Source organism: Flavilitoribacter nigricans DSM 23189 = NBRC 102662, from assembly GCF_002646595.1.
GTDB classification, from domain to species: Bacteria; Bacteroidota; Bacteroidia; order Chitinophagales; family Saprospiraceae; genus Flavilitoribacter; species Flavilitoribacter nigricans.
Map to the genome: position 1 here is coordinate 94,114 of NZ_PDUD01000042.1, position 23,161 is coordinate 117,274.

Annotated in this window: 22 protein-coding genes; 10 read left to right on the top strand and 12 right to left on the bottom strand. The window is 51.1% G+C overall.

What is annotated here, in order from left to right:
* The first annotated feature begins 44 nt into the window (after window positions 1-44).
* The 4 genes from gltX to CRP01_RS32945 all read left to right on the top strand — a co-directional run bounded on the left by gltX (window position 45) and on the right by CRP01_RS32945 (window position 4,040).
* Window positions 45-1,805: a glutamate--tRNA ligase gene (gltX, locus tag CRP01_RS43085; RefSeq protein WP_170110635.1), complete on the top strand. Its 1,761-nt coding sequence runs from the start codon at window positions 45-47 to the stop codon at window positions 1,803-1,805.
* Window positions 1,806-1,841: 36 nt separating this feature from the next.
* Entirely contained in the window at window positions 1,842-2,033 is a 192-nt protein-coding gene (locus CRP01_RS32935) for a hypothetical protein (RefSeq protein ID WP_099154336.1), read from the top strand.
* A gap of 64 nt (window positions 2,034-2,097) precedes the next feature.
* Entirely contained in the window at window positions 2,098-2,730 is a 633-nt protein-coding gene (locus CRP01_RS32940; protein WP_099154337.1) for an ABC transporter ATP-binding protein, read from the top strand.
* Entirely contained in the window at window positions 2,727-4,040 is a 1,314-nt protein-coding gene (locus CRP01_RS32945; protein ID WP_099154338.1) for an ABC transporter permease, read from the top strand. Before CRP01_RS32940 ends, CRP01_RS32945 begins: the two co-directional genes overlap by 4 nt.
* On the opposite strand, the gene CRP01_RS32950 is transcribed toward CRP01_RS32945, so the two are convergent.
* Window positions 4,016-5,476, bottom strand: a complete 1,461-nt coding sequence (locus CRP01_RS32950) for a gluconokinase (RefSeq protein ID WP_099154339.1) — start codon at window positions 5,474-5,476, stop codon at window positions 4,016-4,018. The two genes, CRP01_RS32945 and CRP01_RS32950, sit on opposite strands and share 25 nt — an antisense overlap.
* Window positions 5,477-5,694: 218 nt before the next feature.
* Here CRP01_RS32950 and CRP01_RS32955 point away from each other — a divergent pair, with 218 nt between their 5' ends.
* Complete coding sequence (locus CRP01_RS32955; RefSeq protein ID WP_099154340.1) at window positions 5,695-6,054, top strand: hypothetical protein; 360 nt, start codon at window positions 5,695-5,697, stop codon at window positions 6,052-6,054.
* Window positions 6,055-6,121: 67 nt separating this feature from the next.
* Here CRP01_RS32955 and rlmN read toward each other — a convergent pair whose 3' ends face one another.
* Both rlmN and CRP01_RS32965 read right to left on the bottom strand, forming a co-directional pair.
* Complete coding sequence (gene rlmN, locus CRP01_RS32960; RefSeq protein ID WP_099154341.1) at window positions 6,122-7,174, bottom strand: 23S rRNA (adenine(2503)-C(2))-methyltransferase RlmN; 1,053 nt, start codon at window positions 7,172-7,174, stop codon at window positions 6,122-6,124.
* A 95-nt stretch (window positions 7,175-7,269) separates the two neighbouring features.
* The gene (locus CRP01_RS32965) at window positions 7,270-9,066 is read right to left on the bottom strand and encodes an aminopeptidase P family protein (protein ID WP_099154342.1); all 1,797 of its coding nucleotides are present in this window, start codon (window positions 9,064-9,066) and stop codon (window positions 7,270-7,272) included.
* Between the two features lie 407 nt (window positions 9,067-9,473).
* Between CRP01_RS32965 and rpoN the strand changes: the two genes are divergently transcribed.
* Window positions 9,474-10,979 (top strand): RNA polymerase factor sigma-54, encoded by a 1,506-nt coding sequence (rpoN, locus tag CRP01_RS32970; protein ID WP_099154343.1) that lies wholly within the window; start codon window positions 9,474-9,476, stop codon window positions 10,977-10,979.
* A 106-nt stretch (window positions 10,980-11,085) separates the two neighbouring features.
* Here rpoN and CRP01_RS32975 read toward each other — a convergent pair whose 3' ends face one another.
* From CRP01_RS32975 to CRP01_RS33015, 8 genes are all read right to left on the bottom strand, one after another.
* On the bottom strand, window positions 11,086-11,679 hold the full coding sequence (locus CRP01_RS32975) for an REP-associated tyrosine transposase (protein WP_222845875.1): 594 nt from the start codon (window positions 11,677-11,679) through the stop codon (window positions 11,086-11,088).
* A gap of 304 nt (window positions 11,680-11,983) precedes the next feature.
* Window positions 11,984-12,337 (bottom strand): RDD family protein, encoded by a 354-nt coding sequence (locus CRP01_RS32980; protein WP_143473635.1) that lies wholly within the window; start codon window positions 12,335-12,337, stop codon window positions 11,984-11,986.
* A 908-nt stretch (window positions 12,338-13,245) separates the two neighbouring features.
* A complete protein-coding gene (locus CRP01_RS32990) occupies window positions 13,246-13,629 on the bottom strand; it encodes a hypothetical protein (protein WP_099154346.1) in 384 nt (127 codons plus the stop codon).
* Window positions 13,630-13,871: 242 nt separating this feature from the next.
* On the bottom strand, window positions 13,872-14,384 hold the full coding sequence (locus CRP01_RS32995; protein ID WP_099154347.1) for a gamma carbonic anhydrase family protein: 513 nt from the start codon (window positions 14,382-14,384) through the stop codon (window positions 13,872-13,874).
* Between the two features lie 97 nt (window positions 14,385-14,481).
* Window positions 14,482-15,327 (bottom strand): CPBP family intramembrane glutamic endopeptidase, encoded by an 846-nt coding sequence (locus CRP01_RS33000; RefSeq protein WP_099154348.1) that lies wholly within the window; start codon window positions 15,325-15,327, stop codon window positions 14,482-14,484.
* Between the two features lie 44 nt (window positions 15,328-15,371).
* Window positions 15,372-15,770 (bottom strand): hypothetical protein, encoded by a 399-nt coding sequence (locus CRP01_RS33005; RefSeq protein ID WP_099154349.1) that lies wholly within the window; start codon window positions 15,768-15,770, stop codon window positions 15,372-15,374.
* 276 nt (window positions 15,771-16,046) lie between these two features.
* Window positions 16,047-17,192: a 5'-methylthioadenosine/S-adenosylhomocysteine nucleosidase family protein gene (locus CRP01_RS33010; protein WP_099154350.1), complete on the bottom strand. Its 1,146-nt coding sequence runs from the start codon at window positions 17,190-17,192 to the stop codon at window positions 16,047-16,049.
* Between the two features lie 11 nt (window positions 17,193-17,203).
* Window positions 17,204-17,509, bottom strand: a complete 306-nt coding sequence (locus CRP01_RS33015; RefSeq protein WP_099154351.1) for an HTH domain-containing protein — start codon at window positions 17,507-17,509, stop codon at window positions 17,204-17,206.
* 297 nt (window positions 17,510-17,806) lie between these two features.
* On the opposite strand from CRP01_RS33015, the gene CRP01_RS33025 reads away from it, so the two are divergent.
* Window positions 17,807-19,204: a hypothetical protein gene (locus tag CRP01_RS33025; RefSeq protein ID WP_099154353.1), complete on the top strand. Its 1,398-nt coding sequence runs from the start codon at window positions 17,807-17,809 to the stop codon at window positions 19,202-19,204.
* A gap of 15 nt (window positions 19,205-19,219) precedes the next feature.
* Here CRP01_RS33025 and CRP01_RS42545 read toward each other — a convergent pair whose 3' ends face one another.
* Window positions 19,220-19,363 carry a hypothetical protein gene (locus CRP01_RS42545; protein ID WP_170110636.1) on the bottom strand — a complete coding sequence of 48 codons (144 nt, stop codon included), beginning with the start codon at window positions 19,361-19,363 and terminating at the stop codon, window positions 19,220-19,222.
* Between the two features lie 503 nt (window positions 19,364-19,866).
* On the opposite strand from CRP01_RS42545, the gene CRP01_RS33035 reads away from it, so the two are divergent.
* The 3 genes from CRP01_RS33035 to CRP01_RS33045 all read left to right on the top strand — a co-directional run bounded on the left by CRP01_RS33035 (window position 19,867) and on the right by CRP01_RS33045 (window position 22,970).
* Window positions 19,867-20,643 carry an ADP-ribosylglycohydrolase family protein gene (locus CRP01_RS33035; RefSeq protein WP_099154355.1) on the top strand — a complete coding sequence of 259 codons (777 nt, stop codon included), beginning with the start codon at window positions 19,867-19,869 and terminating at the stop codon, window positions 20,641-20,643.
* A gap of 63 nt (window positions 20,644-20,706) precedes the next feature.
* Entirely contained in the window at window positions 20,707-22,344 is a 1,638-nt protein-coding gene (locus CRP01_RS33040; RefSeq protein WP_099154356.1) for an NAD+ synthase, read from the top strand.
* 140 nt (window positions 22,345-22,484) lie between these two features.
* Entirely contained in the window at window positions 22,485-22,970 is a 486-nt protein-coding gene (locus tag CRP01_RS33045; RefSeq protein ID WP_099154357.1) for a hypothetical protein, read from the top strand.
* The last annotated feature ends 191 nt before the right edge of the window (window positions 22,971-23,161 follow it).

Consider the following 23,161-nt stretch of genomic DNA (forward strand, 5'->3'; position numbering starts at 1 on the left):
TATTTTTTGCACTAGTAATAGTATTGTTATTAATTAACTGAGTAATGCAGAATATTAGACTGAGATTTGCGCCCAGCCCTACCGGCGCTTTACATATTGGAGGGGTTCGAACTGCACTGTACAACTACCTGCTGGCCCGTAAATTTAACGGTACGTTTATCCTGAGAATTGAAGATACCGATCAGACCAGATATGTACCCGGAGCCGAAGATTACATCGTGGAAGCGCTGCAGTGGTGTGGTATCGTCCCGGACGAAGGTCCCGGTTTCGGAGGGGAGTACGGCCCGTACCGCCAGTCCGACCGAAAGGATATCTACGCAAAATACGCCAAAGAACTGGTTGCATCCGGCAACGCCTACTACGCTTTCGATACGCCGGAAGAACTCAATGCCAAAAGGGCCCAGAGCGCCGAAGGAGATCACTCCGTATGGAAATACGATTCCCATACACGCATGAGCATGCGCAACAGTCTGACGATGCCGGCCGCAGAAGTGGAGCAGTTATTGGCCGACAAAACTCCGTATACCGTCCGCCTGAAAGTCCCGGCCAACGATGAAGTGATCATCCAGGACCGGGTGCGCGGAGAGGTGATCTTTCAGACCAATGAACTGGACGATAAGGTCATGCTGAAGGCCGATGGAATGCCGACCTACCACCTGGCCAATATCATCGATGATCATCTGATGCAGATCACCCACGTGATCCGCGGGGAGGAATGGCTTTCCAGTACGGCCCACCACGTGCTGTTGTACCGGGCTTTCGGCTGGGAAGACACTATGCCGGAGTTTGCGCACCTGCCGCTGATCCTGAAGCCGGCCCCGGAGAGTTTCATCAATAAAAATAATCTGGCGGAACTGGCCGAACGCTTCACAGGCGATCTCATGCAAAAGCACGGAGATACCCCCGGACTGAAGGAAGACAGTACGCTGAAAGCGATCACGCAGCTGTTCCAGGATAAAGCCAGTCTGAGCAGCCGCCTGAAAGTAAAAGATAAAGAACCGGAAGACAAAAAGGTCCTCAAAACCTACCTCAAGGATTCGCTCTACGGCAAACTGAGCAAACGCGACGGCGACCGTCTGGGCATGCCCGTATTCCCGCTATCCTGGGAAGGGGAGACCGAGGCAGATTCTTTTCTGGGTTTCCGGGAAGCCGGTTTTCTGCCCGCCGCCGTGGTCAACTTTCTGGCCTTTCTGGGATGGAACCCGGGCACGGAGCAGGAGATCTTTAGTCTGGACGAACTGATCGAGGCCTTCGATCTCGAAAAGATCAGTAAAAGCGGCGCCCGATTCGATTATGATAAAGCGCGCTGGTACAACCAGCAATACCTGCTGCAAATGCCCGCTGCCGAACTGCCGCCGTTGGTACGCCCCATCATCGAGGCCCACGGTCACCAGCCGGAAGCCGATTACCTGGAAGGCTTCTGTGATCTGATGAAAGAGCGGGCCGTACTGCTCACCGACTTCTGGACGGGTGGATATTACTTCTTTGAGCCGATCCGCGATTACGATGATGTCAATATCCGGAAGCGTTATAAGCCGGAACGTCGCCCATTATTCGAAAACTTTATCGGGCAGTTGGACGAATTGTCTAACTTTGATGCCGTGCATACGAAAGAAGCCGCCCACACCTTCATGGAGGAAACCGGCCTGAAATTCGGTGATGTACTGCCTATCCTGCGGCTCGGACTGGCCGGTACCATGCAGGGCCCCGATGTATTCCGCATGATGGAATTGATGGGCAAGGAAACGGTCGTTACCCGGCTGCGCGAAGGACTTAATTACTTTGATAATCTGATCAATTCATAATCAGATCATCAACCAAATCATCCAATCATCAACAACATGGCGAAGAAAAAAAAGGAAGAGAAAGATCCCTCGGTCCACGATGAGCTGGAAGGGTTCAACATCAACATCAACGAGTTTGGACAGATCGTCACCAATTTCGAAGTGGACAAACTGAATGACTTCCTGGATGAGAATGTGGAAGATAAAAAATTGCGCGACCGGGATGATCTGAAGCGGGAGGAGGAATGAAACGATGATTTGATCATTCAATCATCAGATCATCCAATCATCCAATCATCGAATCATCAACAAGATGTTGCAAACCGACCAACTCAAATTTGCCTATACCGGAGGTGATACCTTCTCTTTTCCCGATATCAGCTGTGAGCGCGGCGCGCACTGGCTGCTGCTGGGACAGTCCGGTAGCGGTAAAACTACTTTTTTGCATTTGTTAGGCGGTTTGCTGTCGCCGAAATCCGGAGCGATCCGGCTGGAAGGGACCGATATGGCCCAATTGTCCGGTCCGGCGCTGGACCGTTTTCGCGGTCGGCACATTGGAATCATTTTCCAGAAGGCGCATTTTGTGAATGCCCTGACCGTGGGGGAGAACCTGGCCCTGGCGCAGGAACTGGCTGGTGTGCCGGTCGACAACGGGCGGATCGCCAAATTGCTGGATCGCCTCAACGTGGGCCAGAAGATCCACCGCAAACCCGATCGCCTCAGCGTAGGGGAGCAGCAAAGGGTGGCCATCGCCCGGGCGCTGGTCAACAGTCCGGAGCTTATCCTGGCGGACGAACCGACTTCCGCCCTGGACGATGAGAACTGCGAGCAGGTACTGCACCTGCTGACCGAACAGGCGGCTTCCGTGAAGGCGACGCTCCTGATCGTTACCCACGACGGCAGACTGAAAGATAAAATTCCTAACCAGATCCGGCTCGACTCATGAATATCTTACAACTCAGTTGGAAAAATCTGATCAATAAGCCGCTGTCCATGCTGCTCAGCACGATCCTGTTCGCGCTCGGCGTAGGGCTGGTATCGCTGATCATGCTCCTGAACAAGCAGCTGGATCAGCAATTTGCCCGCAATCTGGAAGGGATCGATATGGTGATCGGCGCCAAAGGCAGCCCGCTGCAGCTGGTGCTCAGCAGCATCTATCATCTGGATGCGCCCACCGGAAACATCAATATCGGTGAGGCCAAAGCTTTTCTCCGGCCCGAACACCCACTGATCAACCGGGCGATCCCCTTGTCTCTCGGCGATAGCTATCGCGGTTACCGGATCGTGGGTACGAATCACAACATCATCGACCACTACGGGGCGGAGATCAGTGAAGGTAAGATCTGGGAGGCCCCGCTGGAAGTGACCATCGGCAGCCGGGTTGCGGAACGCGAAGGACTGAAGATCGGGGATACTTTTTACAGTACCCACGGTCTGGATATCAATGAGGATCTGGAGCACGACGATGCCGGCGCCTTCCGGGTAGTCGGTATTCTGCAACCGGGCGGCACGGTGATCGATCAGCTTATCCTGACGGCGGCCGAAAGTATCTGGGAAGTGCACGACCACGCACCTGCACCCGTCGGAGCAGCGCCCGCGGAAGAAGAGCACGATCACGAAGCGGGCGAAGAACACGCCGAAGGGGAGGAGCATACCGAAGCGACCCACGCTGCGCCAGCGACGGATATTCCGCTGCACGAAAGGGTAGACAAAGATATTACGGCCATTCTGGTGAACTTCAAAGCCAGAAATGCGATGACCCTCAATCTGCCCCGGACGATTAATGAAAACACCAACCTGATGGCCGCCAATCCTTCCTACGAGATCAGCAAACTGTTTGATCAGTTGGGCCTCGGTGAACAGGTATTGCGTTGGCTGGCGTACATCATTATCGGGGTATCCTTCCTGAGTATATTTATCTCGCTGTTCAATTCCCTGAAAGACCGGAAATACGAGCTGGCAATCATGCGTACCCTGGGGGCATCACCCGGCAAGCTGTTCCTGCTCATCATTTTTGAAGGTCTGCTGCTGGCCGTACTGGGTTACATACTCGGTATCCTATTGAGCCATGTCGGCATCGAAATGATCGGTCAGTTCGTCAAAAAGGCCGATCGTTACGGATTTACCGGAAAGACTTTCCTGCCCGGTGAAGGCTGGCTATTTCTCGGAGCGCTTTTCGTAGGATTGCTGGCGGCGGTCATTCCGGCCTGGCAGGCGCGTCAGACCGACATTCACGATACCTTAGCGGAAGGGTAGATCCCTTTAAACTGTTTGAATAGTTCCCGGTAGACCCGGTGACGGTCCGCATCGGGAGCGAATACCTCATTGCGGGTCTGAGCTTTGGGCGCAGCCGTGTGGCCCGTACTTTCCATCGCCATAATGGCCGCTCCCCAGGCGGAAGCCTGCGGGCTGGCGCCGATCACGATCTCTTTACCCATTACATCGGCCAGTATCTGCACCCAGACCGGAGATTGGGTAAACCCACCGTTGGCGTGAATGCGCTCTATAGTTCCGCCGACCGTTTCCAGCGCTTCGGTGATCTGAAAGAGATTCAGGCAGATCCCTTCCAGCACGGCCCGGGCGAAATGATCCCGGCTGTGATGGGCTTCGATCCCCCAGAAATGTCCTTTGGCGGAAGCGTCCCAGACGGGGGCCCGTTCTCCGTACAGGTAGGGCAGGAATAGCAGGCCTTCCGCTCCGGGAGGTACGCGGCTCACCCGGTCAAAAACTCCATCCATCGGCTGTTCCGGATAAAATTGTTCACAGAACCATTCCCAGACCACACCACCGTTGTTGGTCGGCCCGCCGATCACGTAGCGTTCCTCATCGAGGATATAGCAGAACAGACGCTCTTCCGGGTCGTAGACCGCCTCATTGACGGTCATGCGAATGGCGCCGCTGGTCCCGATGGTAAGTACAGCTTCCTGTCCGTCCAGAATACCGGCACCCAGATTGGCCAGGCAACCGTCGCTGGCACCGATCACCCAGGGCGTATCGGGTGCGAGGCCCAAGTCCTCTGCAACGGTTTTCCGAAGATCTTGGAGTACCCGGTGGACCGGTACGGCCTCGGGGAGCCGGTCGGCTTTGATCTGGGTATATTCCAGCGCTTCGGGTATCCATTGGCGCCGGCGCAGGTCGAACAGACCAGTAGCGGAAGCGAGCGAGTGATCGATCAGCCACTGCCCAAAGCAGTGGTGGAGGAGGTAATCCTTGATGCCGACGAAGTATTCCGCCCGGCTAAAGATATCCGGATGTTGCCGGCGCATCCAGGCCAGTTTACACAGAGGCGTCATGGCGTGAATGGGCGTGCCGCTGTGGCGATAGATGAATTTTCCGGTTTCGGTGCCCCGCAATTGTTCGGCGTAGGGACGGGCCCGTCCGTCGGCCCAGGTAATGAGTTTGCTGACCGGCCGGCCGCTGCGGTCGATAGCCAGTAAACTGTGCATGGCACTGCTCAGGCCGATAGCGGCGGGCTCCCGATCGAGTTTTTTTCGCAATTGCCGGAGACTGTCCAGGGTAGCTTGCAACACCGTGTCGGCGTCCTGCACGGCGGCATCCGGTTCGGGTTGTTGCAGATCGTAGGCAGCAGATGATTGATCCACGATGGTACCGTCCGTACGGAAGGCGACGGCTTTGGCCGATGAAGTACCAATATCCAATCCGATAAAATAAAGCTCTGACGCAGTTTGCATGCAGGATAGGTTAATTGAAAATCTGAATGAGCCGGCCTCCGGCAAGCGGGAATGGCGGGCAGCGCAATTTTACTATTTCCCGAACAAGGGGTGAAATTATTGCCGGTAAAAATAATTTTCCCGGATACCATTTCCCGGCGCTGTTTTTTTTATTTTGCAAAAACCTAGAATAATAGCAGCCATGAGCCTAAATTGTGACCGGTTAAAAGCAAGCAAGCATGGAAATCTTTAATATTCCGAACCGCAACGTACTTTTCCTGGCACCCAAACAGCCCCTGATAGATTGGGTCAACCACGTCTTTCCGGACGATCAGCCGGAACGTCTGGAGGCTCCCCTGGCTCACGATAATGCCAATATCTATCTGATCCCGGCGGAAGACGATCCGGAGGATAGTATCAAGTGGCTCAAATCCAATTTTCGGCCCATCCTGGAAGAAGAACTGCTCGAGTGGTGTACGGATACGGATCTGTGGCCGTCTCCTTTCGATTGGGAAATGTTCAAGGCCTGGTTCGTCATCTCCATCCACACCATGCTTGTCGATACGGTGGATGAAGAGGTGGAACGGGAAGAGGTTTGATGGGATGATGATCTGATTATCTAATTATCAGATCATCCAATAATCAAATCATCGGAGAATCAGCTCATCAAGTCTTATTCGCCAATTGCCCGCAGGCCGCATCGATATCCCGTCCCCGGCTGCGCCGAACGGTAACCATGATGCCGCGATCCCGGAGGTATTTGGCAAAATCGTCGATCCGGTGTTCGGTAGATTTTAGGAACGGAGCGCCGTCGATCGGGTTGTATTCAATGATATTGATGCGTACCGGGAAATTCTTACAAAGCTTCGCCAGATTCGCAGCATCTTCCAGACTATCGTTAAAGTTTTGGAAAGCGATATACTCGTAACTGATCCGGTTGCGGGTCTCATTATAGAAATAAGTCAGGGCTCCGAGTAGAGCCTCCAGGTTATTCTGCTCGTTGATCGGCATGATCTCGTTGCGCTTGGCGTCGTCCGCTGCGTGCAGGGAGAGGGCGAGGTTGAACTTCACCCCGTCATCGGCCAGTTTGCGGATCATCTTGGCAATCCCGGCGGTACTCACCGTGATCCGCCGTGGCGACATATTGAGCCCGTCCGGTGCGGTGATGCGTTCGATGCTTTCCATCACGTTGCGGTAAGCCAGCAGCGGCTCTCCCATGCCCATGTACACGATATTGGTAAGGGGGTGGTCAAAAGCCTCCAGGCACTGCCGGTTGACCAACACGACCTGATCGTAGATCTCGGCGGCATCCAGATTGCGCAATCGCTTCATCCGGCCCGTCGCACAAAACGTACAGCTTAAACTACAGCCTACCTGACAGGAAACACATACCGTGTAGCGGTTGTCAACCGGTACGGGGATCAGCACAGCTTCCACCAGGTGCCCGTCGTGCAGGCGAAAGCGGGATTTGATCGTACCATCCACACTGCGTTGTACTTTATCCTCACTGATGGCATTGATCACAAAATGGGCTTCGAGGTTCTCCCGCAGCTTTTTGGAAAGATTGGTCATTTCCGCAAAGGAGTGAGCCCCTTTTTCCCACAACCACTGGTACACCTGTTTCGCGCGGAATTTGGGTTCCCCCATTCCGCTGAACAGATCCGTGAGCTCGGCCAGGTTCATCTGGCGTATATCCTGTTTGGTTATTGTGGTTTCCATGGGGCAAAGATACGGGCTTTGGGGGAATTAAAACTCAAGGCCCCGGTTTTCTTACACTGCAGTGATCAAAGTACGCCGATCGACCCCGGCCGGGATCAGATCCCGGCGCATTTCTCCCGCATCCATTGCTGTTCGGCTTCGTCCAGATGGGGGACGAGGGCTGCTTCCACCTGTCGGTGATAGGCATTCAGCCAGTCGACTTCCTCGGCACTCAGCAGATCCTTCCGGATCAGTTGGGTATCGATGGGGAAAAGGGTCAGCGCTTCGAAGCCCAGAAAATCACCGTATTCGGTTTTTTCCCGTTCCACGCAGAGGATGAGATTTTCGATCCGGATCCCGTAGTGGCCGTTCTTGTAAAAGCCCGGTTCGTTCGAGGTCAGCATGCCCGGCTCGATATTGGTGCTGCCCCGGGAGGTCACCACGCTGGTGGCGAAACCCTGGGGCGGTTCGTGCACATTCAGGAAAAAACCTACCCCGTGACCGGTGCCGTGGCCGTAATTCAGACCGTGTTGCCAGAGATACTGGCGGGCGAAGGCATCCAGTTGCCCGCCGGCCGTTCCGGTGGGGAACTGCATGCGATCCAGTGCAATGTAGCCTTTGAGTACCAGCGTAAAATGCTTTTTTTGCTCCGCCGTCGGTTCGCCCAGCGCCACGGTACGAGTAATGTCGGTGGTACCGTCGAGGTACTGCCCCCCGGAATCGAGTAGCAGGATACCCTCCGGCCGGATGTCGGCACAGCTGCCGGGCCACGGCCGGTAGTGAATGATCGCTCCGTTGGCCTGATAACCCACAATTGCCGGAAAGCTTTCTCCGACGTAGTCATCCTGTTGACTCCGGCATTCGGCCAGCTTTTCCGCCAGTTCGGCCTCGCTGGGCGTGTTGCTGCTTTGGAGCTGACTTTCCAGCCAGCGGAACAGACGGGTAAGGGCCACGCCGTCCTTGACCATCGCCCGGCGAATATGACCGATCTCGGTCTCATTTTTGATCGCTTTCAGGGTGCGGGGAACCAATGCTCCGTTCAGCAGTTGTCCGGGCTGAATGGCCTGGATGAGCCGGATGCTGGTGCTGCCGCTATCCACCAGGATCTTTTGGTCGGTCGGATAGTGTTCCAGTTCTTCGATCACCTCATCGTAGGGCCGGATGGAGACTCCGTCTTCCTGCAAACTTTGGCGCAGGGTTGCGGGAACTTTCTCTTCTTCGATGAATAAGGTCGCATTTTGGCGACCCACCAGCAGGTAAGCGTAGGCAATGGGGTTGAAATTGACGTCGGAGCCGCGGATGTTGAGGGTCCAGGCGATATCATCCAGGGTAGGAATGAGGTGAGCGGTTGCTCCCTGGCGCTGCATGCCGAGGCGAACGTCATTGAGTTTTTCGGTGCGGCTGCGACCGGCAAACTGCACGTCGTGGGCGAAGATCGGTTGCCGGGGCAGGGGCGGTCGGTCTTCCCAGATCGGGCTGATGAGGTCCACATCCGTCCGGATGTCGATACCTTTAGGCCGGCAGTGCTTTTCCAGTAACCGGACCTGGGCCTGGGAGAACAGAAATCCATCCAGTCCCACGGTACTGCCCCGCGGCAGATGCTGGGCCAGCCAGGGCACGTGTTCCGGGGCGTGGGGCACGAGTTGTTTGTGCAGCTCTATACCGGTATCGGCCAGTTCGGTTGATGCCTGGAGGAAATAGCGGGAATCCGTCCAGAGGCCCGCGTGGTCCCGGGTGACGATCACCAGGCCGGCCGATCCGGTAAAGCCGGATATCCATTTTCGGCTCTTCCAGTGGGGAGCTACATATTCGCTTTGGTGCGGATCACTACTGGGAATGATATAGGCATCTAAGTTATTCTTGTCTAATTCGGCTCTTAAAGCTGCCAGGCGTTCAGAAATAGTGGTGGGCATGAATAAAATTTGGTATTTTTATTGGCTAAATTTGATTTAAGCTGTCAGCCGAAAATTACATTTATTCGAACTAATAAGAAACTTTGAAATTGAAAAATCGTTATATGAATAGCTAGTCTTCGAGCCTTTTAAATTTTCATTTGGAGGTTTTCGTGCAATATTCCTGGAAACCATTTAACTTTCGGTAAATTAATCATCCCGGGTTTTTCTTGTAATAGAATGCGAAGGGTATGTTGAAGTTTAGGGCTTTCAACCAAGGAGATATGGGATGTAGGATTTAGGGCGGCCCTCGGCAACGTACGCCCGGCATTTAGTTACAGCCTTGTTTATTGATAAATCACGGTAGATAAGCTTGACCGTTTAAAATTGAGTTGACTTATTTACATACTACGCCAAAAATTGCTTTAATGTTAAGACAGACGTTAAGCCAGAAGATGCTTCAGAAGCTGTCGCCTCAGCAGATTCAACTCATGAAACTGCTACAGGTGCCAACGGCGGTATTGGAGCAACGGATCAAGGAGGAGCTGGAGGCTAACCCTGCCCTGGATGAAGGCAACAGCCTGGATGATTCCGGGGAGTTTGACCTCAATAATGACGAAACCTACGAAGAGAAAGATAAAACTCAGGACGAGCAATATGAATTGGACGAATACCTGACGGAATACATGCAGGACGATCCCTCGAGCTATAAAGTGCGGGGGGAAAGCTACAACTCGGAAGAAGAAAAGACTATACCGATCGCCGTTCAGGACACTTTCCACGAATTTCTGGAAGGTCAGCTCGGACTTCTGGAACTGGAAGACGAGCGGGAAGAAGCCATTGCCCACCAGATCATCGGCAGTATCGACGATGACGGCTACCTGCGCCGGGAGCCGCTGGCCATTATCGATGATCTCATGTTTTCCCAGAATATCTTTACCAACGAGCAGGAGGTAAAAGCGATCCTCAAGCTCATTCAGCGATTCGACCCGCCGGGCATCGGTGCCCGGGATCTGCAGGAATGCCTGCGCATTCAGCTGGAGATCAAACTCGAGCAGGAAGAACTGCACGACGACGAGCAGCTGAAGATGCTGGAATTGGCCCTGACGATCATCAAAAAGCACTTCGACGAATTTACCAAGAAGCATTACGAAAAGCTCAAACAGAAGCTGGAAGTTTCCGAAAGCACGCTGAAGGCAGCGATCGATGAGATCGTCAAACTGAACCCGAAGCCGGCGAGCGGTTATTCCGGTAACAATAGCCGTACGACCCAATACGTCGTTCCCGATTTCATCATTTCCAACCGGGAAGGGGAACTGGAACTGACCCTCAATTCCAAAAACGCACCGGATCTGCGCGTGAACGGCCAGTACCAGGATATGCTCAAGGCCTACAAACACAAACGTAAGACCAAACAGGTCAATACGAAGTCGGACAAGGAGGCCGTGATGTTCATCAAGCAGAAGATCGACTCTGCCAAGTGGTTTATCGATGCGATCCGGCAGCGGCAACAGACGCTTTTCAATACCATGTACGCCATCATGCAGTACCAGTACGATTACTTCCTGACGGGAGATCAGAAAAAACTGCGCCCGATGATCCTGAAAGACATCGCAGATATTACCGGACTGGACATTTCGACCATTTCCCGGGTTGTGAACAGCAAATTTGTACAGACCGAATTCGGTACCAAACTGCTCAAGGAATTTTTCTCGGAGTCTTTGTCGACCAATGAAGGGGAAGAGGTCTCTACCCTGGAAGTTAAAAAAGTGCTCGGAGAGATCATCGAAGCGGAAAATAAACGCAAACCACTGAGCGATGCCAAACTCTGCAAAATGCTCCAGGATAAGGGGTATGATATCGCCCGCCGTACAGTGGCCAAATACCGGGAACAACTGAATATACCAGTAGCGCGGCTGCGGAAAGAACTTTGATGAAAGAATGATCTTATTGCATCATCAAGTGACCGCATCATCATTTCTACGCTGGCCGAAGTTTGCAACTTCGGCTTCCTATTTTACTCGGCATTTAAACTAAGTTTCACATAGCAATAAAACCCTCCTGCACGCCAAAATCAATAACCTCTACTTCCAGCACATAATCATTCCGACCCAGATAATTCCGGGCGCTGCTATGCAAATATGCACCCTCCTCATCAACGATCCCGGCAACGACCGGATTGCGATGAATGTAGCCGATCTTTTGCATGATGAATTTGGGATAGTATAGCTCCTTAGGTTGGTTATCTTGTTGCCAAACTTGGTATTCGGCATTCCTCTGGTTGTATTTGGCGTGGTATCTGAACACGATTAACATCCATTCCCTACGACTTTCCCGGCCACTGCCGCGAACCCATTTCAGGATCTCTTTGGAGGTGTGCTTCTTGAAATCGCGAATTATCGCGGATAAGCCCGGACTATCTTCGGTAGCAGAAAGAATGAGGTGGATATGACTTTCCATGATCACATAGGCATGCACTAGCAAGCCTTTTTGGGCTATACAATAGCGCAAGGCATCAATGATGATCTGTTTACATTCTTTGCGGGAAAATACGTCCACCCAACCGACAATGGTGAAGGTGACGAAAAAGCAGCCGTAAGGGTTGACGATTCGGTAACCTCTTCGTTCAGACATGGTAAAGCGCGTTTTAATGTACTATGCCTAATGTCGTGGATTTTTAGCACATTTTCAAGCTGGTGGTCGGGCTTTTCCTATGTTATATTATGCCGGAGTTGCAAACTCCGGCGAGCGGTCAGCGACTGGCATTGATTGGTCGGAGTTGGAGTAGGTGATGGAAATTTACGCACTCTCCTTGCCGGAATCTTTTTGAATTTGACTGTGGTGACTTTTCGTTTTCTTGTTCGGTGCTTATCTTCTTGCCCGTTCCGTTGACCGCTGGCCGAAGATTGTAACTTCGGCTTGGTATCTCGACTGCATATTATTCCTTTTCGAGAAGTTGTACGGAAGTATTACCAATCAGATCACCGATCCTTCTGCCTTTGTTGATAATGACAAAAACGCATTCAATTGGCCAAATAAACAAAGTGATATTCCGAATAATCTTATTAACACCAGCCGTGATCCTAGAATCTACATTACTCGTTAATTTTAAACCTAGTTTCTTTTTTCCGAATGAGCCTTCTTGAAACCACAGATCTTTTGATAAAAAGAAAACAACAGCAATATAAAAGCCTAAAGTAAGGGACAGTGATATCCCAATTATCGCACCTATAAATCCAGCAAATAAAAGATCGATAATAAAACCTAGGGCGCGGTAAATGTATTCCTTCATATGCATATTTACTACTTTAATCTATGACCTAAAGTGCCTGAAATATTGTGCCGGAGTTGCAAACTCCGGCGAGCGGTTTGCTTTGATTTTTCAGGTTTGGTATAGGTGATGGAAATTCATTTTTGTCCTTGATCGGAATCTTTTTTGAATTTGACAGTGGTCTTCTCGTTTCCTCGTTCGGTCATTATTTCCTTGCCCTTTTCCTTGATTGCTGGCCGAAGTTTGCAACTTCGGCTTGGTATTTTGATTGCTTTTTGGCAAATATGCTCAGGACATTTACACTAGGAAGTAACCCATCAGGTTTAAAATAATAACGAGAATGAAAATTGCTAATAAACCACATAATACCAATACATAGTCTGGTACTATAATCAGCAACAATCCAGCTGACATCACTAAAAATGAAGTATCGTAAGCGCTAAATTTGAACTCCGATTTATCTAATTTGGAAAAGATAAATTCTTCTGAGAATTTGTATATGTAGAATGAGTAAATAGACCCTAACGCAAATATTGTTGTCCAATAGAGACCCGTTTCTATACTAAAAGATACCGATGTATAGACCGCTATAATCGCAATCCAACCCAACCATTTTAGGTTTATGCGCTTCCTGAATTCTTTGATTTTCACTGATTACTTTGGTCGTTTTATCTGTTATATTATGCCGGAGTTACAAACTCCGGCGAGCGGTCGGCGGTTGGTTTTGATTGGTCTAAGTTGGAGTAGGTGATGGAAATTTACGTACTCTCCTTGCCGGAATCTTTCTGAATTTGACTGTGGTGAATTTTCGTTTTCTTGTTCGGTGCTTATTGCCCTGCCCTTCTCCTTAACTGCTGGCCGAAGTTTGTAACATCGGCTTGGTATTTTGCCTGCTTTTTGGCAAAGATGTTGGGGACCGCGATAAAGTCCTATTCATGCATTTCCATGAGCAGTTCCTGCTTAGAAATAACGGTCAGGATGAAGATCGCCATGGCAACTAACGAAATAGCCCAAATTAAAATTAATCTGGACCTACTTGCCTGCCCCGTTTCCTGCCAATGCAAATAATCTTCGGAATCCAGCTTCCCGTTCAACACTATTCTAGCTAAAATCAGCGCTGCAATTAAAACGGAAAAACAGCCAGTTAACGTAGAAAAAATTGCCGGCTTGAGTATCAGGAGAACGGATGCAATCAAATCAAAGAACAAATAGCTTGTAAAAAATAGTGTGGAAGAGTAGGGCTCATTTCCCCTGATATTTTCAAAGAAAAAGTGAATCTCAAAGATGAATTCATTTAGGTATCTAAATCTCATAAGACAATACTTCCACCCTTTACTATCAAATGGTTACTTGAACCTATTATATTATTCCGGAGTTGCAAACTCCGGCGAGCGGTCAGCGGTAGGCTTTGATTCATCAGAGTTGATATAGGTAATGGAAAGATTTTTACTCCGCTGGCGAAGTTTGTAACTTCGGCTTAGTATTTTGATTGCTTTTAGGCAAATATGCTCCGGACAGCGTCATCAAATGATCACATCATCCAACCATTGCATCATCACTTAAACCAGCCTGAATACTTCAAATAAGCTTTAGCGATCCGCCCCACGCTATCTTCCATGAATTCCGGACTTAAGGCTTTGATCTTGCGAGCAGGTACGCCCGCGTAGATGAATCCCGATTCGCAGCGGGTATTTTCCAGCACCACGGCTCCGGCGGCGATCAGGCATTTGCTTTCCACTACGGCGTGATCCATGACGATGGCGCCCATACCGATCAGCACGTCATCCTCGAGGGTGCAGCCGTGTACGATGGCCCGGTGACCGATAGACACCCGGTCGCCGATGGTGGTGCTACTGCGTTCAAAGGTGGCGTGTAGCACGGCTCCGTCCTGAATATTAACCATATTGCCCATCCGGATACTGTTGACATCGCCGCGAACGACGGCCTGGAACCAGATGCTGCAATCATCGCCGGTAATGACATCGCCGATGACGGTGGCATTTTCCGCGAGATAGACATTGTTGCCGAATTGGGGGGTGAAACCGCGTACGGATTTGATCAGTGCCATGTAGATGAAATTGTGTAGCGACGTACCAGCGTGCGTCAGCCCAGTAAAAAATAGTCCGCCCTGCGGCGGGGATGAATTACGCTGGGGTTAGGTGTGGTCAGTCATCGTTATCCACGAGGTGATCCACAAGCTGTGGCTCTTCCGGCCTGGAAGGAGCGGGCAACAGCCGGTCCAGCAGGCGTATCGCCACATAGAGCACTACTCCTGCGCCGGCCAGTATGAGCAACAGCGGCCCGATGCCTCCCACGGTTTCTACCAGCGTCATATCCTGTTGCTCTTCGGACATGCCCGTGGAAAGGAAAAAGCTCGTTCCGTTAGCAAAAGCGTGGATCGCGATACAGGGCAGGAGCGAACGGGTGCGGTGATAGATCCAGCCGATAAAAATTCCCAGTCCCATGGCGGTGACAAATTGCCAGGGATTCAGGTGGTACAGGCCGAAAAAGAAGGCGGACCACAAGATGGATTTCCGTACGGAATACTGTTTGAGGAAGCCGTCCAGGATGATGCCGCGAAATACCAGTTCTTCAAACAGGGGAGCGGCCACTACTAAAGACAAAAATGCCCAGATACTGGAAGTATCGATCAGATCTTCCAGTATTTCCTGCAACCACTCGGGAGGCGGATAAAGCTCCACGACCGGCATAATAAACAACATACAGGCCCAGGTAGCAAAGAGGAGGATCGGGTAGACTACCCAGTTGCCAGGGGCAAAACGGTGTACCGCCTCGCCCGGGATGTTTGGCCTCAATTGGCGGGCAATGAAATAGGTAGCTCCCATACCTACACAATACGCCAGAAAGAAACCCAGGTTGGGGGCCGAATTCTGGAACGGAACGGCCAGATAACTGGCCCCGATGTTCATGGCTACAAAGATCAGGAAAAGGATCCAGGCCTGCGCCAGACTAGGGTAGGGCTTGGGAGTGTAAGGCAGATCATGGTTCATAAGTCAGCTTGATCGGTATGTGGAAAAACGGCGATGGCCACTTTTCAGGAATCCAGTTCATCCAGCAGGTCCAGGATGCTCATCGTAATGCGGTTGTTCGTCACGGATGCGTCGGATCTACCGATCACGCCCATTCTTTCTTCCCGCTTCAGACTGTTCCAGCGCTGGGAAAGTAAGATCACCGTATTCTGCTGATCCTGATCGTCCTGACTGAGTTCCAGCATTTTTTCCAGTACCTGCTTGATCTTGCCGCGCCCCACCTGATTGCGGAGATCCTGGATCATACTGGATACCTCCGAAGGAGATTTGGGCGGTTCCGGGGCCGGATCGGAAATATGCTGGTGAATGTTGACGATATCGCCAATATGTACGTTCCCTCCCGCCTTGATGTTGGAGTTGGAAACGGTATTTTTATTACCGGAGTTTTTGTTTTTGTCGTCCACGCTCGTGATTTTTTGATTCGTAAATTTAGTGTTTTTTGGGCAAAGTCAAGGTAAACGTACGGGATGCAGTTGGGATATTCCACCCGGCATTTGCAGCTCTGCCTGCCGATCCCCGCTAAATGGGAATGGCCGGGAATGTTACGATCTGCTGTTTCGTATCATTCCCGACCATTATACGGTTGCGGGGGCGGAATAGTGAATGACTCCGGAGATCTGGGGTATACCGGTCTTGCACACACGGACGTGCAACTGTTTACTCTGCGGACTGCAATTCTTTTATCCCTTTTTAATGTTGTCTCCCAGGCGGAAATCACCACCTACAGTAATATTGCTACCGTGAATAACATTTTTACTGTTCTGAATGATCGTTTGCCCGGCCGGAGTTTCCTGGGCGCGGTTGAGTAGTGCACTCAGTTCTTGCTGCAGCGTCTCGTTCTTTTTCAGGCTGCGACTGAGTTTAGCTTTTATAAGCACTAGCTGATCTTCATCCGGATCTTCCTTGTATTCTTCGAATTCTTCGATGAAAAGTGGTTTCACTTTCGTCCAGAGTTCGCGGATAGTCGTGTTCGTCGCTTCTTTCAGGTCATTTCCGATCTCCTTGCCGGCCTCCATTTTGAGCATAGGCAGCAGCAGTTCCATGATTTGATTGACTAAGGGTTTAAGTTCCATTGCCGAAAAGTTAAATTGTACAGGATCTAATTCATCAATAAAGCCTCGCATGAAGGCCGCAGCCACGGCGGCTGCTTTGGGCTGACTACCACCGGCATCCGCGTGGGATTTTCCGTCTACCTGATCGGAAATACCCCGGATGTTCAGGCATTGGATCAGCGGGTAATGCAGGCATATTTTAGCAAATCCGATCGATTCCATCTCCACCGCCAGAGTGTCGTTGAAGTGGGTTTTGATGATCTCATAGGTCTTCGAACCGGTGAAGGCCACGACTTTATCACCGGCGGCGATCGGTCCGAAATAGATTTCGGGTGTATACCCGGTCCCGGTGGCAAAACGCTGCCATTGCTTATCGTGTTTGACTTTTTTGGCCAGCTCGAGCATGAGCGGAGTCGTGGGCACCACATCCGGCCGGGCCACATAGCCTTTTTCAGTTTCTTTGCCGGCATCGTAACCGTAAGCCTTGCTGGCGATGACCAGGTCGCCGATTCCGGCATCCTTAATGCTGCCGGCGATGCCTACGAGCAGGACAACGGTGGGCTCCCAGTCCCGGATGGCCCGTTCGGTTTCCTGGGAGACCGCCTGGAGACCCGCGCCGGTTTCCCGGAAGATCAGGTCCAGTGTGGTGTAATTTGTTTCATGTTGGGCCGTAAAATAATTGTAGGCGCCTTTCGAGATCGATCTTACATCAGAGAAATGCTCCATGCATGCCTGTAACTCCAGGTGTAGCGGACTGAGGATAACCACCTTCATTGCGAAAACTTTTATAATTTTTCGAGCTCCGCTTTTCGGAGTATGGACCAGACGGTTCGTTCCGATAAATTGAACCGATCCGCGAGAGCTTCTACGGTAATCGTTTTATGCCGGTCATTTTTTTCGAAGATCGGCCGAAATTCCTTCAAGATAGCAAATCTTCTAATATGACTATCGGGAATTAACTCCCGGTCGACGATAAACGTGATCATTCCGGAGATGGACGTCTGCACCTGGTGTCGCTGGCAGTAAGCCAAGTATTCCTGTTGCAGATGAGCTTCAAAACAGTCCATCAGCGTTTTGCGATAGTCGGACATTAATAGGGTGTTTTATGATGGAGGGCATTTTTAGGAGCATTGACTATTTAGCGGCAAGTTGGCGACTTTTAAAATAAAGGACAAGGCCATATTTCCCGCTATTTCTTATAATAAAATCAATGCTTATGTATTTGCAGGCTATTGCATTGGTTCGGATAATGAAGTCTTGTTTTTTGTGCTTATCTTCCGAATTACAAGGGTTTAGGTCATTTTGATCAAAAAGTTTTGCTCGAATATCGACTTTTACTGAATTCATCAGATACACAAAAATTTCCCACGCTTTTTTAAGAAAAAAAGATGCAGGTCTATCATTTTTACGAACTATTACCCACTTTGTCCAGGGCGGAATTGAGAAAGTTTCGTGCTTTTTTAAAAAAGGAAGGAGCGCCGGGAGAGCGGCTGATTCCGCTTTTCGATTACGTAAAACGTTATTTACCGGAGCTGGATAACGAAAAACACCTCGATCCCACGGCGATCTTTTATAAACTTTACCCCGGGGAGAAAACGGACAACCGTAAACTGGTCCTCAACCAGCTATCCGCGCTCCATACCTTTTTGCTGGATTTCCTGGTACGGGAAAAACTGAACCGTTCCGACTCCCTGCTGGAATACCTGAGGCTGGAGGTCTTGCGGGAAAGGGGTCAGTACGGGACCTACGATCGCAAAGCCCGGCAACTGAGTAAAAAACTGGAGCAGCAGTCGGCATCCGGGATCTGGGAACTACTGTTCCGGGCCCGGCTCTACGAAGATCAGCTTATTTACAACCGTAGCGATAAACTGGCGGAAAAGGCCGTTGTGCTGGAAAAACTAAGATCCGATCTACACGAAGGTTTTCTGGCCGGTTACTATAAGTTTGCGGCGGGCTGGGTGAAGATCTGTCAGTTTGTACAGGGGCAGAAACCTTCGCCCGGTCCCGAACCTGAACTGGAACACGGGCCGCTGAGTACCGCCTACCGGCTGGCCTATGCTCTGGAACAATTCGGTCGGGTAGAAGATTTTCAACAGTTACTCGGTATCGTCCGGTATTCGGAAATGCGCCGGATCCCGGCGGAAGATCAGTACGAACTGCTGACGAGTTTAATCAATTTCGCGGCCGCGCGGATTCGCGCCGGTGAAATGGCGTACCTGCGGGAGGCCTTTGAGCTGTATCGTTACGGATTGAAGAGTAAGATTCTTCTCCGTGGGCGCGGCCTGACGCCGGATAAGTACTCCAACATGGTAAGCCTGGGATGTTCCCTGGCCGAATTTGACTGGACTCTCGGGTTTATCACCAAGTATAAGCGCTATTTACCCGCTGAGGAACGGGAACCGCTGTCGGTACTTTCCAAAGCCAACGTACTGATGGAACAGCGTGACTGGCCTGTCTGCCTGCAAACCCTGGCCGACTACCAGTTTTCGAATCCCCATTACAGCCTGAAGGCAAGACTACTGGAATTGAGGGCGGGGTACGAACTGCCCCGTCGGGACGAAGAAGAACTCTTGCAGGGGTGCCGTAATTTCCGACGTTTCCTACAGTCGAATCGCAGTGTGAAAGGGGATAATAAGAAGTCTGCCCTCCATTTTATGACGATACTGCGGACATTGGTCCGGCGGAAAAAAAGCCGGGAACATCTGGAGGCAAAATTCCGGGAATTACGTCCGGTCTTTCACCAAAAATGGTTGGAAAATAAGCTGGCCAGCTATACGCCGAGATGATCTCAGCCGGTGGGGTTATCCACCTACAATGATGTCGTCGATAATGATACCTTCTCCGTCATCATCATCTCCATCTCCTCCTTTGATGGTCAGGAGATCCTGTTCTTCTAACTTCAGATCTTCGAACTGCTTCCAGTTCGTTTTGGATTGAGCTTCCATAGTACGTAAAATTTTGGTGAAACGAATAGATTCGGTCACCTGGAAGCGTCTGCAGCCACTTGCAGGCAAAGGCGGTCCGGGCCTTCGGAGCCTATCCAAAAGCCGGTTTCTTGCAAGAAATTTGAAAACGGGAGATCCGGATGTCAATCCGTTACCGGGCGGGTTTTTCCGGGCTGCGTTCCGTGTATATTCGGATCGCATGCCTGGAGCCGGAGGTCGGTTTTATCCTAAAACGCCTCCGCAAACTCGTGCCGATTTTTAGATTAACTAATTGGTTTTCAATTAATACCTGCTACAAATTTAGTGGCTGTGGGCATGCCGGGAAAGGGCAAAAACGGTTTATCGGGGTTTACCGAAATTTCCGGAAATCAACCGATGGATAGGTGGCTATAATCTGTTCTGGAAAGGGTTGTTTTTCGGAGAGCAATAATTTTTATTGATCTTAGTTTTGAAAATAAACTAACTAGGTGTAGTTTTGTTAGGAGTTATCAAAACCAAAGCGTATGCTGGGAGCAATCATTGGCGATATAGTGGGAAGCCGCTTCGAGCGGGCTAACTGGAAAGGGAAAAATTTCACCCTTTTCACCAAGGACAGTCATTTTACCGATGATACGGTCATGACCATTGCGGTTGCCGACTGGCTCCTGCACGATCGGGACCTGGTAACCTCCATGCGGGGTTGGGGACGAAAATATCCGCTGGCTGGTTACGGAGGGAATTTCAAACTCTGGCTGGCCGGCGTGCAGGACGGCCCTTACGGGAGCTGGGGCAACGGTTCCGCCATGCGGGTGAGTCCCGTCGGTTGGATCGCCCAAACGCTGGAATCTTGCATGGAACTCGCCTCGGTCTCCGCGGCGGTCACCCACGATCATCCGGAGGGGATCAAAGGTGCACAGGCCATAGCCGGCGCCGTTTTTCTGGCCCGTACGGGGGCCGGAAAAGCCGATATCCGGGATTGGGTAGCTTCGGAAATGAAATATGATCTCGATCGGAATTTGGAGGACATCCGGCCGGAATATACCTTTGATGTAAGTTGCCAGGGGTCGGTGCCGGAAGCGATCATTGCCTTCCTGGAAGCGACCGATCTGGAGGACGCCATTCGGAATGCGATCTCGCTGGGCGGAGATACAGATACTCTGGCCTGTATGGCGGGTTGTATTGCCGAAGCGTATTACCACCGGCAGGGAAGGCCGGACCAGGCACTACTCGATGAGACCTACCGCCGTTTGCCCGGTTCGATAAAAAAGATCCTCAAGGATTTTAACGAGCGGTATCGGTAAACGTCCGGGATCGTATGACTGTTATTCAATTTTACAAAACCAAAAACAACCGATAGAAACAACATGAAAATATCCATTGCACAGGTGAACAGCCACGTCGGTAACTTCGAAGGAAATCTGCAGCGTATGCTCTCGGCCGTTGCCGTGGCCAAAGAGCAGGGCGCGGACCTCGTTTGTTTTCCCGAGCTCTCCGTAGTGGGCTACCCGCCCCGGGATTTTCTGGAATTCGATGACTTCATCCATCTGGCCGAAGAAACCGTGGAGAAACTAGCCGCCGCTGCGGACGGCATCGCGATCATTGTCGGATCGCCCTCGCGAAACCCGGTGGTGGAAGGAAAAGACCTGTACAATTCGGCTTACTTCCTGGCCGAGGGCAAAGTGCAGTTCGTACAGCACAAAACGCTGCTGCCTACCTACGATATTTTCGATGAATACCGCTACTTCGAACCGGCCCACGAATGGAATGTCTTTGAATTCAAAGGGCGACGGATCGCACTGACCATCTGTGAAGACCTGTGGAATGTCGGGAACGAAAATCCGCTCTATAAGATATGTCCGATGGACGAGATGATGGCGCAGCAGCCGGATCTGATGATCAATATTTCCGCCTCGCCCTTTGCGTACGATCACGCGGAGGACCGCATCCACGTGATGAAGACCAATGTTGCCCGCTACGGGTTGCCGCTCTTCTACGTCAACCAGATCGGAGCCCAGACGGAGGTGATCTTCGACGGGGGCTCACTGGTGCTTTCCCCGCAAGGTGAGGTGTACGAAGAGCTGCCTTACTTTGAGGAAGTGGTCCGTACCTACGATCTGGAAACCGTTACGGCCGGCGGCCGGGAAGTAGTGCAACCAAAGGACAAAATGACCCTGATGCACGATGCACTGGTGCTGGGACTGCAAAATTATTTCGGCAAACTCAGATTCCGTAAAGCTATGCTCGGTCTGTCGGGCGGGATCGACTCCGCCGTCGTGGCCGTACTGGCCGCCCGGGCGCTCGGCAAGGATAATGTCCGGGTGATACTGATGCCTTCACAGTTCTCTTCCGATCACTCCGTGAATGATGCCCGCCAGTTGGCGCAGAATCTGGGCGTACAGTACGATATCATCCCGATCCAGTCGGTGTATGAATCTTACGAAAAACTGTTGGAGCCGCACTTCTGGGGGACTTCCTTCAATATTGCGGAAGAAAATATCCAGGCCCGCATCCGGGGCATGTTGCTGATGGCCTTTTCCAACAAGTTTGGGAATATCGTGCTCAATACCTCCAATAAGAGCGAAATGGCCGTGGGTTACGGTACGCTCTACGGCGATATGTGCGGCGGCTTGTCCGTTATCGGCGACGTCTACAAAACCGAAGTCTTTGACCTGGCCCGTTATATGAACAAGGACGGCGAGTTGATCCCGGAAAATATCATCACCAAGCCGCCCAGTGCCGAACTGCGACCGGATCAGAAGGATACCGACAGCCTGCCGGAATACGACGAACTGGACCCCATTCTGTACCAGTACATCGAAAAGGCACAGAGTCCCGAAGACATCGTGGAAATGGGCTACGACAGTATCCTGGTGCGCCGGATATTACGCCTGGTAAATATCAACGAATTCAAACGGCACCAGACGGCGCCGGTACTGCGGGTGTCCAGTAAAGCTTTCGGTATGGGCCGGCGCATGCCGATCGTGGGGAAATACCTCAGCTGATCTCAAAAGACAAAATAGTCCAGCTACGATCGCCCGGTGCTGACCCAACCATTCGCACCGACTCCATAGTCTATCCTGACGTAAAAGTGGTTTGGGATTTCCCAAATCACTTCGTTCATATCTGTAAAAAATTAGAGACTATGAAGAGTTATAATTGGCTGATGGTGATGGTGTTGATTTCTTTTTTGTCCTGCGAGAAAAACAGGGAATGCTGTGTAATGCCCAATCAGTTCACGGAATTTATTTTCGGAACCTACTACGGAGAATGTATGGGCGAAGCCTGTATAGAGACCTTCAAACTGGAAGACGAGCGTCTTTTTGAAGATAAGAATGATAACTACGCCGGTCCCTTTCCCTACGCGGGCGACTGGGAGTTACTCAGCGATAAACTGTACGAAAAGGTGCGATACTTACCCAATTCCTTTCCCCATGCCCTTTACGATGAGACCGAAACGACCATCGGCATGCCCGATGCCGGCGACTGGGGTGGTATTTACGTCGAAGTGGAAACCGTGGAAGGCAATCGCTTTCACTGGAATATCGACACCATGGAGGATAACCTGCCGGAATATCTGCACGAATTCGCCACCGCCGTCCAGGAGGCTGTGATGTCGATCAATGAATAGAAATCTTGTGATACCGGTAAAATGATCAGGAGATTGGGAAAAGGCACTGCTTTGTGGAATTCCTCATCATATTAGACAGTTGAATTCGGTTAGTTGCTATCTTTAAACAACAAATCGAATTATGGCAAAATTACGAAAACGCTTTACTAAGGCCGAGCGCTTGGAAATTGTTAAGCAAAGCCTGGAGCCGG

Excerpts from the sequence above, each read along its gene's own strand:
- CRP01_RS33040 (WP_099154356.1), top strand. The coding sequence starts at position 20,707 with ATGAAAATATCCATTGCACAGGTGAACAGCCACGTCGGTAACTTCGAA.
- CRP01_RS33025 (WP_099154353.1), top strand. The coding sequence starts at position 17,807 with ATGCAGGTCTATCATTTTTACGAACTATTACCCACTTTGTCCAGGGCG.
- CRP01_RS32995 (WP_099154347.1), bottom strand. The coding sequence starts at position 14,384 with ATGGCACTGATCAAATCCGTACGCGGTTTCACCCCCCAATTCGGCAAC.
- CRP01_RS32980 (WP_143473635.1), bottom strand. The coding sequence starts at position 12,337 with ATGAAGGAATACATTTACCGCGCCCTAGGTTTTATTATCGATCTTTTA.
- CRP01_RS32935 (WP_099154336.1), top strand. The coding sequence starts at position 1,842 with ATGGCGAAGAAAAAAAAGGAAGAGAAAGATCCCTCGGTCCACGATGAG.
- CRP01_RS32965 (WP_099154342.1), bottom strand. The coding sequence starts at position 9,066 with ATGCCCACCACTATTTCTGAACGCCTGGCAGCTTTAAGAGCCGAATTA.
- CRP01_RS42545 (WP_170110636.1), bottom strand. The coding sequence starts at position 19,363 with ATGGAAGCTCAATCCAAAACGAACTGGAAGCAGTTCGAAGATCTGAAG.
- CRP01_RS32950 (WP_099154339.1), bottom strand. The coding sequence starts at position 5,476 with ATGCAAACTGCGTCAGAGCTTTATTTTATCGGATTGGATATTGGTACT.
- rpoN (WP_099154343.1), top strand. The coding sequence starts at position 9,474 with ATGTTAAGACAGACGTTAAGCCAGAAGATGCTTCAGAAGCTGTCGCCT.
- CRP01_RS32990 (WP_099154346.1), bottom strand. The coding sequence starts at position 13,629 with ATGAGATTTAGATACCTAAATGAATTCATCTTTGAGATTCACTTTTTC.
- CRP01_RS32975 (WP_222845875.1), bottom strand. The coding sequence starts at position 11,679 with ATGTCTGAACGAAGAGGTTACCGAATCGTCAACCCTTACGGCTGCTTT.
- CRP01_RS33010 (WP_099154350.1), bottom strand. The coding sequence starts at position 17,192 with ATGAAGGTGGTTATCCTCAGTCCGCTACACCTGGAGTTACAGGCATGC.
- CRP01_RS32955 (WP_099154340.1), top strand. The coding sequence starts at position 5,695 with ATGGAAATCTTTAATATTCCGAACCGCAACGTACTTTTCCTGGCACCC.
- CRP01_RS33015 (WP_099154351.1), bottom strand. The coding sequence starts at position 17,509 with ATGTCCGACTATCGCAAAACGCTGATGGACTGTTTTGAAGCTCATCTG.
- rlmN (WP_099154341.1), bottom strand. The coding sequence starts at position 7,174 with ATGGAAACCACAATAACCAAACAGGATATACGCCAGATGAACCTGGCC.
- CRP01_RS33045 (WP_099154357.1), top strand. The coding sequence starts at position 22,485 with ATGAAGAGTTATAATTGGCTGATGGTGATGGTGTTGATTTCTTTTTTG.
- CRP01_RS33000 (WP_099154348.1), bottom strand. The coding sequence starts at position 15,327 with ATGAACCATGATCTGCCTTACACTCCCAAGCCCTACCCTAGTCTGGCG.
- CRP01_RS33035 (WP_099154355.1), top strand. The coding sequence starts at position 19,867 with ATGCTGGGAGCAATCATTGGCGATATAGTGGGAAGCCGCTTCGAGCGG.
- CRP01_RS32940 (WP_099154337.1), top strand. The coding sequence starts at position 2,098 with ATGTTGCAAACCGACCAACTCAAATTTGCCTATACCGGAGGTGATACC.
- CRP01_RS32945 (WP_099154338.1), top strand. The coding sequence starts at position 2,727 with ATGAATATCTTACAACTCAGTTGGAAAAATCTGATCAATAAGCCGCTG.
- gltX (WP_170110635.1), top strand. The coding sequence starts at position 45 with ATGCAGAATATTAGACTGAGATTTGCGCCCAGCCCTACCGGCGCTTTA.